This window comes from Nocardiopsis mangrovi (assembly GCF_042653925.1).
Taxonomy (GTDB): domain Bacteria; phylum Actinomycetota; class Actinomycetes; order Streptosporangiales; family Streptosporangiaceae; genus Nocardiopsis_B; species Nocardiopsis_B mangrovi.
The window spans coordinates 38,302-53,540 of the sequence record NZ_JBHSFQ010000030.1 but is presented as its reverse complement, the minus strand read 5'-3'; the positions used below and the strand labels follow the sequence as shown (position 1 = coordinate 53,540).

The 15,239-nt window shown below is 73.8% G+C and carries 11 protein-coding genes; 6 read left to right on the top strand and 5 right to left on the bottom strand.

Going from position 1 to position 15,239, the window contains the following annotated elements; genetic code table 11:
* Positions 1-5 precede the first annotated feature (5 nt).
* From ACFO4E_RS24020 to ACFO4E_RS24010, 3 genes are read right to left on the bottom strand one after another with little or no spacing between them, the layout of a single operon-like run.
* Complete coding sequence (locus ACFO4E_RS24020) at positions 6-1,388, bottom strand: VWA domain-containing protein (RefSeq protein WP_378578505.1); 1,383 nt, start codon at positions 1,386-1,388, stop codon at positions 6-8.
* Entirely contained in the window at positions 1,385-2,797 is a 1,413-nt protein-coding gene (locus ACFO4E_RS24015) for a hypothetical protein (RefSeq protein ID WP_378578504.1), read from the bottom strand. Before ACFO4E_RS24015 ends, ACFO4E_RS24020 begins: the two co-directional genes overlap by 4 nt.
* Positions 2,797-3,261 (bottom strand): hypothetical protein, encoded by a 465-nt coding sequence (locus ACFO4E_RS24010; protein ID WP_378578503.1) that lies wholly within the window; start codon positions 3,259-3,261, stop codon positions 2,797-2,799. Before ACFO4E_RS24010 ends, ACFO4E_RS24015 begins: the two co-directional genes overlap by 1 nt.
* A gap of 330 nt (positions 3,262-3,591) precedes the next feature.
* On the opposite strand from ACFO4E_RS24010, the gene ACFO4E_RS24005 reads away from it, so the two are divergent.
* Positions 3,592-5,778, top strand: a complete 2,187-nt coding sequence (locus ACFO4E_RS24005) for a hypothetical protein (RefSeq protein ID WP_378578501.1) — start codon at positions 3,592-3,594, stop codon at positions 5,776-5,778.
* A gap of 35 nt (positions 5,779-5,813) precedes the next feature.
* Here the strand turns inward: ACFO4E_RS24005 and ACFO4E_RS24000 are convergent, their stop codons facing one another.
* Positions 5,814-7,412 carry a hypothetical protein gene (locus tag ACFO4E_RS24000; protein ID WP_378578500.1) on the bottom strand — a complete coding sequence of 533 codons (1,599 nt, stop codon included), beginning with the start codon at positions 7,410-7,412 and terminating at the stop codon, positions 5,814-5,816.
* Positions 7,413-8,135: 723 nt separating this feature from the next.
* On the opposite strand from ACFO4E_RS24000, the gene ACFO4E_RS23995 reads away from it, so the two are divergent.
* The 3 genes from ACFO4E_RS23995 to ACFO4E_RS23985 all read left to right on the top strand — a co-directional run bounded on the left by ACFO4E_RS23995 (position 8,136) and on the right by ACFO4E_RS23985 (position 11,754).
* Positions 8,136-9,032 (top strand): NPP1 family protein, encoded by an 897-nt coding sequence (locus tag ACFO4E_RS23995; protein ID WP_378578499.1) that lies wholly within the window; start codon positions 8,136-8,138, stop codon positions 9,030-9,032.
* 590 nt (positions 9,033-9,622) lie between these two features.
* Entirely contained in the window at positions 9,623-10,198 is a 576-nt protein-coding gene (locus tag ACFO4E_RS23990; RefSeq protein WP_378578497.1) for a TetR/AcrR family transcriptional regulator, read from the top strand.
* Entirely contained in the window at positions 10,195-11,754 is a 1,560-nt protein-coding gene (locus ACFO4E_RS23985; protein WP_378578496.1) for an MFS transporter, read from the top strand. The genes ACFO4E_RS23990 and ACFO4E_RS23985 overlap by 4 nt, the downstream gene beginning before the upstream one ends.
* Positions 11,755-11,884: 130 nt before the next feature.
* On the opposite strand, the gene ACFO4E_RS23980 is transcribed toward ACFO4E_RS23985, so the two are convergent.
* Entirely contained in the window at positions 11,885-12,634 is a 750-nt protein-coding gene (locus ACFO4E_RS23980; protein WP_378578495.1) for an AraC family transcriptional regulator, read from the bottom strand.
* Positions 12,635-12,689: 55 nt separating this feature from the next.
* Between ACFO4E_RS23980 and ACFO4E_RS23975 the strand changes: the two genes are divergently transcribed.
* Positions 12,690-13,889 (top strand): MFS transporter, encoded by a 1,200-nt coding sequence (locus ACFO4E_RS23975; RefSeq protein ID WP_378578493.1) that lies wholly within the window; start codon positions 12,690-12,692, stop codon positions 13,887-13,889.
* 271 nt (positions 13,890-14,160) lie between these two features.
* Positions 14,161-15,141, top strand: coding sequence for a phosphoglycerate dehydrogenase (locus ACFO4E_RS23970; RefSeq protein WP_378578492.1), 981 nt, complete (start codon positions 14,161-14,163; stop codon positions 15,139-15,141).
* Positions 15,142-15,239: the final 98 nt, after the last annotated feature.

Here is a 15,239-nt window from a genome sequence, read left to right as displayed (position 1 = left end):
TTCTCCTAGCCGAGGAATGTCTTGAGTTCGAACACGAGCTTGCTGATGTGGCCCGAGACCACCGGGGTGCCCAGGTCCTTGAACCGCTGCCGGAACCACGGGTCGACGTGCTGGCGGCCGCTGCTGGTCACCGAGCCCACCGGGATGAACCTGACCCCGGACCGGTGCAGCGCCTCGATGGAGGTGAACAGGGGCTGCGACCGGTCGAACTCGTAGAAGTCCGAGATCCAGACCATCACGGTGTCGTGCGGGTCGGTGATCTTCGGCCGCGCCATGGCCATGGCGACCGGGCCGTCGTTGCCGCCGCCGAGCTTGGTCCGCAGCAGCATCTCGAACGGGTCGTCCACCCACGGGGTCAGGTCGATCGCGCGGGTGTCGTAGGCGATCAGGTGCACGTCCACCTTGGGCAGGCCGGCGAAGATCGACGCGAGGATGGTGCAGTTGACCATCGAGTCGACCATGGACCCGGACTGGTCCACGACCACGATCAGCCGCGCCGGGCTGACCCGCTTGGCGGTGTGCCGGTAGAACAGCCGGTCGACGTAGAGCCGCTCCGCCTCCGGGTCCCAGTTGGTGAGGTTCTTCCAGATCGTGCGGTCGATGTCGAGGTTGCGGAACACGCGCTTCGGCGGCACCGACCGGTCGACGGCGCCGGCGCTGGTCTGCTGGACCTGGGTCCGCAGCACCTCGGCGACCTCGTCGACATAGCGGCGGATCAGCGCCTTGGCGTTGGCCAGCGCGGTGCCCGACAGGTTGGCCTTGTCCCGCAGCAGCTGCTCGATCAGCGACAGGCTGGGGGTCAGGCGGGCGGCGAGGGCGGGGTCGGCCAGGACCTCGCGCAGGCGCATCCGCCGGACGAGGTCGCCCTCCAGGTCGCCGAGCACGCCGTCCAGTCCGTTGCCGAGCCCGCCGCCGTCGGCCCCGCTCGGGGAGGCACCGGCGGGGGAGGCGCCCGGCTGCCCGCACATCGCGCGCTTCAGCCAGCCGGCGTCGGCCTGCCATTCGGCGAGCCGGGTGGCGCTGACGTCGCCGGTGCCGGTGCTGAACGCGTTGAGCAGCAGCTTGGACACCAGGGCGGCGCGCCGCACCTCGTCGGCGCCCACGGCGGCCGTGCCCGGCTCGGCGGCGTCGCCGCTCGCGGTCAGGCCGTCGAACTCCGCGGCGAGTTCGGGGAAGCGCTGGACAACGGTGTCGACGGTCACGCCCGGGTCGAGCAGCGCCGCGGGCAGCCCGATGTCGTCGACGATGGCCACGCTCGCCTTCTCCAGGGCGGGTTGTTCCTCGCCGGAGAAGAGCTTGGCCAGCAGCCGCCAGTAGAGCACTTGGCGCCGGTTGCGGTCGGCGTCGGCCGCGGTGCCGTCCGCCGCCGTCGCGGTGGTGTCGTTCATCGTCTCAGCAACCGTCCTGCGCGCTCGCGGAGCACGGCCAGGGCGTCGTTGCGCGCCTCGGCCTTGGCGACCTTGGGATCCGTGGGGCCCAGCGCCCAGTCGCCGTTGTGGACCGGGGTCGGCTGCCGCTTCACCGCCGTCTGGACGCCGAGGGGTTGCAGCGACCAGCCGCCGGCGTCCCAGCGCATCAGGCCGATGCAGGCCGACGACGCGGCCACCAGCTTCGCGGTGAGCGGGCCGGCGGCGGGCAGGCGGACGGTGTCGACGGGCAGTTCGACGCCGTCGAGGACGAAGGTGACGCGGGGCGGGCCGTCGCCCTTGGGCTTGGTGGCCTTGTAGCCCTCGACCAGCACCGGCTCGGCGATGCGCACCGGGTGGCGGTCGAGCGCCGGGACGGCGGGCGCCACCGCGTCGGCGAGCCGGAGCCGGGCCGTGGCGAAGGGGTCGGCGGGATCGCCCTCGGCGGCACGGTCGTCGTGCCAGAGCAGGTCGCCGGTGTCCAGCAGCGGCATCGTGGTGATGTCGACGGAGCGGTGCCCGGCCAGCGCCCCCAGCAGCACGGGGTGGTCGGCCAGCAGCTTCCACACCGCCGGGCCCACGACGGCGTCCACCTTCGCGGCGGCCAGATTGGCGCGCACCAGCCGGGGCGGGGCGCCGTCGGCGGGCTCGAAGACGGCGTGGACCTGCACCTGCACGGCCGTGCCGTGTTCATGGACATCGGCGCCGAGGGGCAGCAGCCGGCCGGTGGCCTCGGCGGCGGGCTGCGCGGGCGCGAGCCCGCCGTCCTGCGAGAGCATGACGGCGCGCGTCCACAGGTCGGCCCAGCGGCGGGCCGGCAGGCCGTCCATCGCCGCGACCGGGCACGACGCCTGGAGTTCGGCGGCCAGGCCGTCGAGCAGCACCGCCAGCCTGCGGCGGGCGGGATCCGCCAGCAGCGCGTCGATTGTTCGGCCGCCGCCGGAGGCGATGTCGCGGTCGACCCCGAGCCATCCGGTGATGGCGAGTTCGGAGAGCCAGGCGCGGCTGCCGGCGAGCACGTTGTCGGCCGCGGGCGCCGGCGCATCGGCCGCGGGGAGGGCGTCCCGGGCCTGTCCGCGCGCGGTGTCCAGCCCCGAGAGCAGGGCGTCGTGGACCGCGCCGAGCAGGGCGGTGCGGGCGCCCGCCAGCGCGGCGAATCGGCCGTCGCCGACGGCGCCGGTGGCGAGCTTGTCGACCGACTCGCCCACTGCGGTGCCGAGCGGTGTGGCCGCCATGGCGCCCGCCAGCGCGGCCAGGGCCGCGGAGTTGGCGGGATCGGGGCGGGCCAGGCCGCGTTCGAGCGCCGCGTCGAACCCGTCGACGACGTCGAGGGCGTCGGCGGTCCCGGCCGGCTCGGATTCGAGCAGCTCGGCGAGTTGTGAGGACAGCATCAGCGGCCCGCCCTCGTCGCCGGGAACCAGTGCATCTCGGGAAGGGGCGCGGTGGTCGCCGGTACCTCCAGGTAGGACAGGTAGCGCAGGAACCGGCTGAACACGACGCCCGACTGCGCGGATCCGCGGCGCGGGTCCATCCGGTGGACGAGATCGGTCCCCGACGTGACATCCGCGTCGATGCCGATCCGCAGGTAGCCGGCGACGCGCTCGATCCCGTACTGGAGCACGGCCTCGTCCACGAGGCTGCGCAGGTGCTTGCAGGGCGACGAGCCGAGGCCGCCGCACGGCCTGTTGTTGTTGGTGCTGCATGTGAGGGCGTGGGACTCGGCGGCGATCGAGGAGACGTACACCCGGGCGATGTCGGACCCGCTCGACACCACCCCTTGCAACCGCCCGTCCGCCAGTTCGACGAAGGGGACCTTCGCCAGCTTGCGGGGCCGGGCGGGTGGCAGCACGCTCACCACGCTCCTTTGCCCGATCCCTGCTTCGGTGCCTTCAGCGTCCACGGCATCGACCTCCAGACGATGGATCACGGGGGGACCCGCCGACCGGAGCCCGAGCCCGTGCCCGGCAGGCGATCAGCGGTCCGGTAGGTATACCGCACGACGGCGACAAACCCGGCCGCACCGGCATCGCGGCAGGAAGCGGGCGCCGGCGGGGGCGGACGGCGGCGCCGTCCGCGCGGGTGGCCGCATGCGGAAGCGGGTTCCGCTACCCGGTCACATCCCGTGGCCCATAGGGTGAACATCAGTGACCAAGGTTCCCGCGGACCCGCGGCCCAGGAGGACGCAGTGAGCGATCCGGTGACCCCCGACCCGCTTCCCCCAGGCGTGCGCAACTCCGCGCACTCGGCCGACTCGGTGGTCCAGGCGAACTCGATCGCGGGAGGCGTCACCATCGTGAACAACCATGGAGGCGGACCCCGGCCGCCGCACCGGCCGACGGTCCCCGGAGAGGTACCGGACCCGCCGAGCAGGTGGCACAACCGCGTCGCGGAACTCGAAGCCGTCCGCAGGGCGGTCCGGCCGCCGGACGGCCGGGAGCCCGGCGCCCGCATCACCGTTGTCGGAGGGGCGCGCGGGATGGGGAAGTCCGCGCTGGTGCACCGGTTCGCCGCCGAAACGGTCCGCGAGTTCGACGGCGGCCAGCTCTACGTCGACTACGAACGGCTCGACCCGGAGGGCTCCGCCGGCCCGGGCGAAGCCCTCGGTGAACTCCTGGGGTCGCTCGGCCTCCCCAAGGAGGACATGAAGGCCGGCCTCCACGGCCGGGCCGCGCAGTTCCGCACCGTCACCCGCGACCGTCGGCTGCTCGTCGTCGTGGACGGCGCCACCCAGGCCGCGCAGGTCAGGGAGCTGATCCCCCACGGGCCGCAGAGTGCCGTGCTCGCCGTCGGCAGCCGGGCGCGGCTGGGCGAACTCACCCTCGACCACGCCGAATGGCTGACACTCCCGCCGCTGGAGCCCCGGGAGGCCGGGGAGCTGTTCACCAAGCAGTGCGGACACAAGCTGGGCGACGACCTCGACCAGGAGAGCCTGGCGTCGGTCGTGGCGGCCTGCGAGGGGCTCCCGCTCGCCCTCGTGATCGCCGCGGGACGGCTCAGACCCGGTTCCGGCTCCAGGTCCGGCCTGTCGGTGCTGGCGGCCGAACTGACCGATGAGCGCAGGCGCCTCACATCGCTGTCGCTGACCGACGACGTCACGTTGACCACCGTGTTCAACGTGGCCTACGACGGGCTGACGGCGGAGGCGGCCGCGCTCTACCGTGCGCTGGGCTGCTGGCCCGGCTCGGCGTTCGACCTGGCGCTGGCGGCGACCGCCGGCCGCGGGGAACCCGGGGCGGTGGCGGACCTCCTGGCCGCCCTGAGCAGAGCCGAACTCATCGCGGAAGCCGACACCGAGGGCAGATTCCGGTTCGCGCACGGCCTGCTCCGGCTGCACGCCGCCGACCTGGCGCTGGAGCACGACGGCGCCGAGACCCGCGACACCGTCCTCACCGACTGCCTTGACGCCTACGCCGCCACGCTCGCCCATGCGGACGCGGCCGTCATGGGGCCGCGGCTGCGCACGGTCGACCTCACGGCGGTGACCGCCGGGGTCCCGGATCCGTTCGGCGGCGACCGGGGGAGGGCGCTGCGCTGGCTGAACGCCGAACGCGACACCATCCTCATCGCCGTCCGGGTGGCCGTGCGCCGCGGCCTGGACACCCGCGCCTACCGCATCGCGGAACTGGCGACCGCGCTCTACCTCAACCACCGCTATCTGGCCGACTGGGTGGAGACCGGCACGCAGGGCGCCGACGCGGCCCGGCGGCAGGGCGCCGGCGCGGCCGAGGCCCGCCTGCGCTCCCTGGTGTCGAGGCCGCTGACCGACCTCGGCCGCACCGACGACGCGCGCGAGCAGCTGGAGCGCGCCCTCCACCTGGTGCGCGACGAGGACGACCTGCTGCTGGCGGCGTCCGTACACGAGTTCCACGGCCGCTTCGCGAACACGGTCGACAAGCACGCGGCCCTCGACGCCTTCGCGCGAGCCCGCCGCCTGAACGAGCGTTCGCACCACCCCCAGGCGCCCCGCGGCCTCGCCCTCGCGCGCTACTTCGCCGGGCACACCTGGCTGGAGCTGCCGGACCCGGGGAGGGCGATCGCCGAACTGGAGGACGCCGTCGCGGCCTTCGAAGCCCTGGAGCCCGCCGACCTGAGGATGGCGGCGCGGGCGCGGGGCAGCCTTGCCGCGGCCTATGCGGCGGCCGGCCTGATGGAGGACGCCGTCGCAGCCTGCACCGCGGCCGTCGAGGCGCTGCACGCGCGCGACAACCCGTACTACGAGGCCGAGAACCTGGAACGCCTCGGGCTGTTCCGCGCCGACATGGAGCAGACCGGTGAGGCGCGCGAGCACTGGTCGCGGGCGCGCGACCTCTTCGCCGAGATGAACAGCCCGCGTGCGGCCCGGGTGCAGGCACGCATCGACGCGCTCGACTGACCACGGCCGCGGCGGCGGGGCCGCGCTCGACGGCGTCAGCCGGGCGGGGGATCGACCTCGACGTGCACCCGCACCCCGGCCGCTTCCCAAGGGACCCCGCCCAGGCGCAGCGGGACGTCCCCGCTGGTGAGCCGGCCGGTGCGGAGCAGGGTGTAGACCACTCCGGTCAGGACGGGCAGCGCCACGCCGGGGGCGGACCGCACCCGGATGGCGGCGCCGTCGCGCGCCAGGCAATCGCAGCCGCCCTCCGCGGGGACCGCCGACAGCAGCGCGCCGGGGTACAGGTCCAGCAGCCGGCGGAGCTCCGCGGGCGCCGCGCTTCCGGGCGCCGTATCGCGGTGGACGACGGAGGCGTTCTCGACGAAGCGCGAGTCGGGCTCCGACTCCGCGGCGCACAGGTGGCGCAGGCCGTCCGGCTCCTCGTGGACGGAACGGACCGCGGCCGGGTAGCGCGCCACGTGCACGCCGCCGTCGGCGTCGATGTGCGAGCGGACCTCGAACGCCGTCACCCGCCGAGCGTGGTGGGGGACCGGCGGCCCCGGCGCGAGCGTGCGCGGGCCGGCGGCGGGAGCCTCCAGTCCCAGCAGCCCGTAGACCATGCGGGCGAACCGGGGCGCGGCCTCGTCCACGTACGCGAACGCCTGGTCGACCGCCTCGGTGTGCCGCCCGGGAACGTGCCCGGCGATGGCCCGGTCGATCTGGGGGGCGAGAGGCGCATGGACGTCGAGACGCCCCGTCCGCGCGGCCAGCCGCGCGATCGCCGTCCCCGGGACGGCTTCGTCGCCGAAGGCGGCGAGCAGCAGCGGGCGGTCCAGCCCCGCCGCGTACAGCGTGACCGATCCGTGGTCGCCGATCACGCAGTCGGCGGCGGCCAGTGCCGCGGCCCAGCCGTCGTCCGGGGGGATCAGCAGGAGCCCGGCCTCCAGCGCCGCGGAGTACAGGCGGCGCACCTCCCAGGGGCTGTGCTCGGACCAGATATTGGGGTGCAGGACCGCCGCCACGCGGTGGCCGTCGAACGGCAGGTCGGCCAGCAGCCGGGCCGGGAGGTCGTTGTGGGCGCCGAGGGCGGACTCGTCTTTCCACGTCGAGGTGAGCAGTACGAGCCGCCGGCCGGGGGCGACCCCGAGCGCGTCCCGGTAGCGGTCGCGCAGGCGCAGCCCGGCCCGCGCCCGGTCGTAGGCGAGGTCGCCGACGACGGTCGTGTGCTCGGCGAGGCGCGGCGAGATGGAGCGGAGCCGCTCGCGCTGGTCGGGGTGGGAGACCACGGGCCGGACGTCGGCGGAGTCCCGCGACGCCGCCGGGACGACCCCGGACAGGCGGCGCCCACTGCCGTTGGAGTCGGGCACGAGCTTCTGGAACCCGACACCGTGCGGCAGGACGACCACCGGTGCGTTGAAGGGGGTGAGGTCGACGTTCTCGCTGGCGGTGATGATCAGGTCGTGGCCGGCCTTGACCGCTTCATCCCAGGTCACCTGGGGTGTCTCCAGGCGGCTCAGCAGTTCGGCGACGCCGCCGTGGAAGGCCGAGGTGTCGTCGAAGCAGAACCGGACGCGCAGCCGGACGTCGTCACGCAGGCAGTCGAGCGCTTCGAGGACGCGGATGGTCGAGGTGAACGTCCTCGCGATGACGAGCACGGTGCGGCAGTGGTGAAACGTCGACCACCTCCGGCTCTCCGGCTCTCCGGCTCTCCGGCTCTCCGGCTCTCCGGCTCTCCGGCTCTCCGGCTCTCCGGCTCTCCGGCTCTCCGGCTCTCCGGCTCTCCGGCTCTCCGGCTCTCCGGCTCTCCGGCTCTCCCCAAATAGTCACATCCTAGCCGTTCCGTCCGCGAATGTCCGTGCTGCGAGCGAGGTCATTGGTTGGCATCGTCGCAGACGGGGTCCTTCAGCGGGTCTCGGGCGGGCAGGGCGGTAGGGGAAGCTTAGCCGCCCGGGACGCCCGGCGACCGCGCCACCCTCCGGAGGGAACAGGCCCGCCCCCCATTCGACGGAGGAGGGACGGGAGGCTCCGGCTGCCACCGGCGCTTCGCCCCGGCTTCACGCCCGCGCCTGGCCGCCGATGTTTTCGCGGTCCATTCCCAGGGAAAGAATGTCGGTTCGTCGAATTTCGAATATGTAGTCCGCGATCGTACGAAACGTAATCCCACCGCCTCTTGCGGTGACTGTGGTGCACCATTATATTGACATTTCGCGCGATACCGACGAATTCTCCCGCGGTCGGTCGCATTCGCACTCGACTTCGGTCGCCACCGACGACAACGTGCGTGTGCGCAGCCGCCCGGACCCATCCCCCCGGCCATTTCCGATGACGCCATCAGGCCAGGTGGACCATGCCCCCGTCGATCGGAAGGTGCCGAACTCATGAGTGTGGCGGACAACGCGGGAACAGGCGACCGGGCCGTACCCCCCGGTGAGCGGCGGCGAAGACGACGGCGCCTCGTGCGCCGCCCGGCCGGCGCCCCCGGTACCGTGCGGGCATCGGCCCGCGGGGGGCCGTGGCGCAGAGCGGCGTCCCTGGCCGCGCGGGCCCTCGCCGGCGCCGTCGCGCTGGTCGTCGTCATGCCCCCGGCCATCGCCTGGGCCGCGCCGCCCCAGGCGCTGCCCGCCAGCTTCGCCGAACCCGACGGCACGTGGCAGCCGGCCTTCGACTACGACACCGACGGCTGCTACCCCACCCCGGCCATCGGCCCCGACGGCACCATCGCCGAAGGGCTGAACACCTCCGGTGCGCTCAACGGGAACTGCCGCGACCAGTCCGACCTCGACAACACCAACGCGTATTCGCGCTCGAAGTGCAACGCGAACGGGTGGTGCGCCTACATGTACGCCCTGTACTTCGAGAAGGACCAGGTCCTCCCGGGCTGCTGCGGACACCGGCACGACCTCGAACACGTCGTGGTGTGGGTGCGCGACGACCAGGCGCGGTACGTCTCCGCCTCGGCGCACGGCGACTACGACACCCGGCCCGCCTCTGAGCTCCGGTTCGAGGGGACCCACGCCAAGATCGTCTACCACAAGGACGGCGCGAGCACCCACGCCTTCCGGTTCGCCGCCGACCACGACGACCCGCCCGAGAACCACTACGGCGAGTGGCAGTATCCCGACCTGGTGAGCTGGAACAACTTCCCGGCCGGGATCCGCGACCGGCTGACCTCGGCCGACTTCGGCTCCGCCACGCTCGACCTGAAGGACGGCGTCTTCGAGAACGCCCTCGACCGCGCCAAGCCCGAGGGCATCGAGTTCGACCCCCGCGAATAGCCCACGCACGGTCCCCATCGTGCGCCACCGACAGCGGCGCCCGGCAGTCCTCCGGCCCACCGCCCGTTCCGGGCGGTGGGCCGTATCCGTGTGCGTGGGCGCCGGCCGGGTCGATGCCCTTCCTGCCGGTGACAAGGGCGACGTGCGCCGCGGTCGTGCGGCCGGAGGATATAGGACCGCTTTTCTTCTGTGCCGCGGATGATTCCGGTAAGGGGCGGACACCCGCGTTTCGGTCGACCTCCTCGAACGCCGACGAATTCGGCGATCGGCGACCGCGGGTGAACACACGGAATCCGCTGATCGCGCGCATCGGGAATCCCGGTGCGGCCGGTGCGGCAGCGCGCGGTGGGCGATCGGGGAATGCGGTGGATTCCCATCCGCATTCGCCGTGGGCGCCTGTGGCCGGGGGCGGAAGGGCGGTCCCCTTCGGTGGGTCGGGCCGGTGGCGGGGTCGCCGGCGGGCGCGGCCCATCCCGCCCAGAACGATCTAGTACACTTGTACATGTACGAACGTACTAGTACTTCCCGGCTTCGCTCACCACGGAGATGACCTGCATGTACCGTCCGATTCGCCATGTGATGGGTGCACAGTGAGTGCGCGGCGCGACCCCAGTGGGCGTCGGCAGGCCATCGTCGAGGCGGCCGCCGACCTGATCGTCGAGTCCGCCTCCACGGACCTGACCCACCGGCGCGTGGCCGAGCGCGCCCAGGTGCCGCTCGGCGCCACCACCTACTACTTCGCCACGCTGGCCGACCTGACGACGGCGGCCCTGCACCACTTGGCCGAACTCGCCGACGAGGCGCTGCGCGAGATGGAGGGGTACCTCGCCGCCGGCGGCGGCGCCCCCGCCGCAGTGGCCCGCTCGCTGTCCGACTACCTGGCCGACCCCCGGCGGGTTCAGGCCGACAGCGCGCTGTACTTCGCCGGCGCCCAGCACTCGGAACTGCGGCCACTGGCGCTGCGCTGGTTCGACGGGATGACCCGGATCCTGTCGGCCCACACCGACCCGGAGGCGGCGCGGGCCGTGGCGGTCTACGCGGACGGGGCGATGATGCACGCCCTCGTCCACGACGAACCGCTGGACATGGCCGCCATCACCCGCGCGGTGACCGCGCTGATGGGAGCGGCCCCCGCCGCATCGACCACACCTGGGAGAGACCGTTGAGCACGCGATCCCTCCCCCAGCCGCCCGCAGACGGGGCCGCCGCGTTCTCCGTCCGGCGCCGATGGGCGTCCCTGGCCGTCCTCTCGGCCAGCCTGCTGGTGGTCACCATGGACATGACCATCCTCAACGTGGCCCTGCCCGAACTGGCCGCCGATCTCCGGCCCACCGCCGAGCAGCAGCTGTGGATCGTGGACGTCTACTCCCTGGTGCTCGCCGGGCTGCTGGTCTCGATGAGCACGCTCGGCGACCGCTGGGGCCGCAAGAAGCTGCTGCTGGCCGGGTTCGCCGTGTTCGGCGGCGCGTCCCTGCTGGTGCTCGCCGCCGACAGCCCGGCGGTGGTCATCGCCGTGCGCGCCCTGCTGGGGGTCGGCGGGGCGATGGTCATGCCCGCGACGCTGTCGATGATCCGCACCGTGTTCAGCGACCCCGCCGAGCGCGCCACCGCCCTGGCGGTGTGGGCGGCCGTGTCCTCCCTGGGCGCGGCCGTGGGCCCCATCGTCGGCGGCCTCCTGCTGGAGTACTCCTCCTGGCACGCGGGGTTCCTGGTCAACGTGCCCCTCATGCTCGCGGCCCTGGTGGCGGGCGCCGTCCTGCTGCCCGACGCCCGCGACCCGAACCCGGGCCGCTGGGACGTGCCCGCCGTCGTGGCGTCGATCGTGGGGATGACCGCCCTGGTGTGGTCGATCAAGCGGTTCGCCAAGGCCGGGATCGCCGACGCGGCCGCGATCGCCGTCCTGGCCCTCGCCTTGGCGGTGCTGGTGTGGTTCGTGCTGCGGTGCCTGCGGCGCCCCGACCCGCTGCTGGACGTCCGGCTGTTCACCCGCGCGCCCTTCACAGCGGGCTCGCTGACGGCGATGGCGTCGATGTTCGCGATGGCGGCGCTGCTCCTTCTCGTCGCGCAGTGGCTCCAGCTCGTCGAGGGGCACTCCCCGCTGAGCGCGGGGGTCCACCTGCTGCCGATGGCCGTCGCCGCGGTCGTCGTCAGTCCGATGGCCCCCGCTCTGGCGCGGCTCGTGGGTGCCCGCACCGTCCTGGCCGGCGGCCTGGCCGTCGCGGCCGTGGGCTTCCTGCTGCTGTTCGCCGCCCCGGGGGAGCTGACCTACCCGGTGGTCCTCGTGGCGCTCGCGCTGCTGGGGGGCGGGTCGGGGTCACTGGCGATCGCGTCGGCCATCATCATGTCGGGCACCCCGCCGGAGAAGGCGGGCAACGCGGCGGCCATCGAGGAGACCTCCTACGACCTCGGGAACGTTCTCGGCGTGGCCGTCCTGGGCAGCTTCGCGGCGGCGGCCTACCGGTCCGTCCTGGGTCCGGACCTCCTCGTCGGGGACCATCTCCTGACCGAGGAGGACACCTACCGGGTCCACGAGTCCCTGGGCGGCGCCCTGGGCTTCGCCCGGGAGATCGGCTCGCCGGAGCTGGCCGGTATCGCCCGGCAGGCGTTCACCGAATCCCTCGCCCGGATGGGACTGGTGGGCGGGGTGGTCCTGCTGGCGACGGCCGCGGTGGTGTTCGTCCTGATCCCGAAATCGCTGGACCTGAACGAGCAGCAGCACTGACCGCCGCGCTCGGCGACCGCCCGCCAGGGCGGGCGGGCGATCCGGGCGGCCCGCGGTACAGCGGGCCGCCTCCGCGGCGGTGGGGAGCCCAGAGGCCCCGCCCCGGCCGCCGGCCGCCGACGGGCGCCTGTCACCCGCGCTCGCGAGCGTGGGCGCCGGGGGTGTGGCCGAAGGCGCGGCGGAAGACGTCGATGAAGGCGCTGGTGGAGGACCAGCCGCAGCGGTGGGCCACCGCGGTCACCGGCATGCCGTCGGCGAGCATCCGCAGCGCGTGGTACAGGCGCAGCTGGGTGCGCCACTGCGGGTAGGTCATGCCGAGCTCGGAGCGGAAGAGGCGGGTGAGGGTGCGCTCGCCGGCGCCGGCCTCCGCTCCGAGGGCGGCGAGCGTGCGGCCGTCGGCGGGGTCGCGGTGCAGGGCCGCGCACACCGCCGCCAGCCGGGGGTCGGCGGGGGCGGGGAGCTGGCCCGGCTGCTGGGGGGAGGCCCGCAGCTGGTCGAGCAGGACGGCGCGCATCCTCCCGCGCTCGGGGCAGTCGTCGCGCGGACCGCGGGTGTAGGCGATGATCAGCTCGCGCAGCAGCGGCCCGACCGCCAGCACCGTCGGCATGTCCAGGCCGAGCGGGTTCTCGGTCGCGGGCAGGCCGAGCGTGTGCATGTCGAGATTGCCGTGGGCGCGGGGGGCGTGGACGGTGCCGGCCGGAACCCAGATGGCGCGGGTCCCCGGTGCGAACCAGGTTCCGGCCTCCGTGGTGACGGACAGCACGCCGGAACCCGCGTAGACGATCTGGTGGTCGTCGTGGCGGTGGGCGTCGACGACCTCCCCGGCCGCCAGCGACCTGCTGTGGGTGGGGGCGACGGGCAGATGGCGGATATCCGGCATATTTTGGCACTTTATCGGAAGCACGACACCATATGCCCGGAGGACGATCGGGGACATGCCGAATCACCAGCCCGCCGTCCGGCGCGGACTCATCATCCTGCTGTCGCTCGGCCACGCCTGCGTGGACGTGTACCAGGGTGCGGTGGCCGCGCTCGTGCCGTTCTTCGTCGCCGAGCGCGCCTACACCTACGCCGCCGCGGCCGGTCTCGTCCTGGCCGCCTCCCTGCTCTCCTCGGTCGTGCAGCCGCTGTTCGGCGCGCTGACCGACCGGCGGCCGATGCCCTGGCTGCTGCCGGTGAGCACGGTCGTCGGCGGGGCCGGAGTCGCTCTCAGCGGTGTCGCCGGCTCCTACCCGCTGACCCTCGCGGCCATCGCGCTGTCCGGGCTCGGCGTCGCGGCCTTCCACCCCGAGTCCGCCCGGGTGGCGCGCGCGGCGAGCGGGGGCAGCCATACGGCGATGGGGTGGTACTCCCTCGGGGGCAACATCGGCTTCGCGACCGCGCCGCTCATGGTCGCCGCGGTCGTCGCAACGGGCGGCCTGCACGCATCCCCCCTGCTGGTCGTGCCCGCTCTGGCGGGCGGCGCGCTGTGTCTGGCGGCCGTGCGCGCCACGGCGCGACCCGGGTACGCGGCCTCCCGGTCCGCTGGTCCGCGGGCCGCCGACGACTGGACCTCGTTCGTCCGGCTGTCGGGGGCCATCGTGTGCCGTTCGATCGTGTTCGTCGGCCTGAGCGCGTTCATCGCCCTGCACGTCCGCCAGCAGGCCGGCGGCGGTGAGCTCGCGGGGACCGCCGCCCTGTCCGTCCTATACCTCGGCGGTGCGGTGGGGACCGTTCTCGGGGGCGCGCTGGCCACCCGCTGGGACCGGATCACGGTGGTGCGCTGGTCCTACGCCGCCACGGTCCTGGCCGTCGCCGGGGTGGTGTTCGTTCCCGGGCCGCTCGTCTACGCCTTCGTGGCTCTGGCGTCGGCGGGGCTGTACGTCCCGTTCTCGCTGCACGTCACCCTCGGGCAGGACTACCTGCCGCGCCGGGCCGGCACCGCGGCGGGCGTGACGCTGGGCCTGACCGTCAGCATCGGCGGCGTGGCCGCGCCCCTCATCGGGGCCGCCGCCGACGCGAGCTCGCTGCAAACGGCGCTCGCCCCGCTGATCGCGCTGCCCGCTCTGGGCCTGCTCCTCCTGCGGTCCCTGCGCGAGCCCGCCCTCCCCGGCCTCGGAGGCGTCGCCGCCGAACACGGGTCCGCCCGCCCCTAGGCCGTGGCCGACGGCGGGAGCCGGCCGCAGCGCCGCCGCTCTGACACGCCGGCCGGACGCGCCCCCAGCGGGTCGCTCCTCTGCGGTGGCCCGCCGCAGGCGATCAAGGCACTCCTCTTTGCCGGTGCGCCGCTGAGCAGGGGCGGCCGGCTGGAGGCGCCCGGAAACACCCCCTTTACATCTGCTGTGGGCCGTGCCACACTCCATGGGGCGATAGTTCATATCATTCTATGAGAATCGATCTCATGAATTTGATCCCTTTGGAGGTTCCATGGGCGGCACCCCGCGTGTCCTGGTCACGGCGCAGTTCCTGCGCGAGGGCGACGACGTCGACCGGTACCTCCGCGACCAGGGGTGCGAGGTCGTCCACAGCCAGTGGAGCGGCCCCCGCCGGGCGGGTGAGCTGGAGGCCCTGCTCGCCGACGTCGACGGCGTCGTCGCCGCGGGTGACGCCTACACGGCGGACGTCCTCGACGCCGCGCCCCGGCTGCGCGTCATCGCCCGCTGCGGAGTCGGCTACGACTCGATCGACGTCGAGGCGGCCACGGCCCGCGGGATCGCGGTGTGCAACATGCCCGGGGTCAACCGCATCAGCGTCGCCGAGATGACGATCGCGCTCCTGCTGCTCTGCGCCCGGCACATCCCCGCCAACCTCGCCGACGTGGCCGCCGGCAACTGGCGGCGCATCCAGGGCCGCGAACTCCACGGGGCGACGCTCGGGCTGATCGGCGCCGGGGCCATCGGCAAGGCGGTCGCCGAGCGCGCCGCGGCCTTCGGCATGCGGCTGATCGCCCACGACCCCTACCCCGACCACGAGTTCGCCGCCCGCACCGGCCTGACGTTCACCACGGCGGAGGAGGTGCTGGCCACGAGCGACTTCCTGAGCCTGCACCTGTTCCTCAACGACGCCAACCGCCACTGGCTCAACGCGGAGCGGCTCGCGCTGATGAAGCCGACCGCCTACGTCGTCAACACCTCCCGGGGCCCCGTCGTCGACGAGACCGCGCTGGCCGCCGCCCTGCGGGACGGCACCATCGCGGGGGCCGGCCTGGACGTGGTCGAGGTCGAGCCCATGCGCGCGGACAACCCCCTGCGCGGGCTGCCCAACTGCCACATCACCCCGCACCTGGGCGGGACCACCGACCAGGCCCGCGCGCGCAGCGGCATCGGAGCCGCCCGCAACGTCGTCAGCGTCCTCAAGGGCGAGACCCCCGACGGCCTCGTCAACCCCGGCGCGCTCGCCTCCCGCTGACACCGGGCACCCGCCCCGCCGCCACCCGCACACCCCGCCCGGCGTGCCCGTTCCACCGGCGCGCCCGCCCCCACCGCATCCGGCCCCCGCCGGAGCCC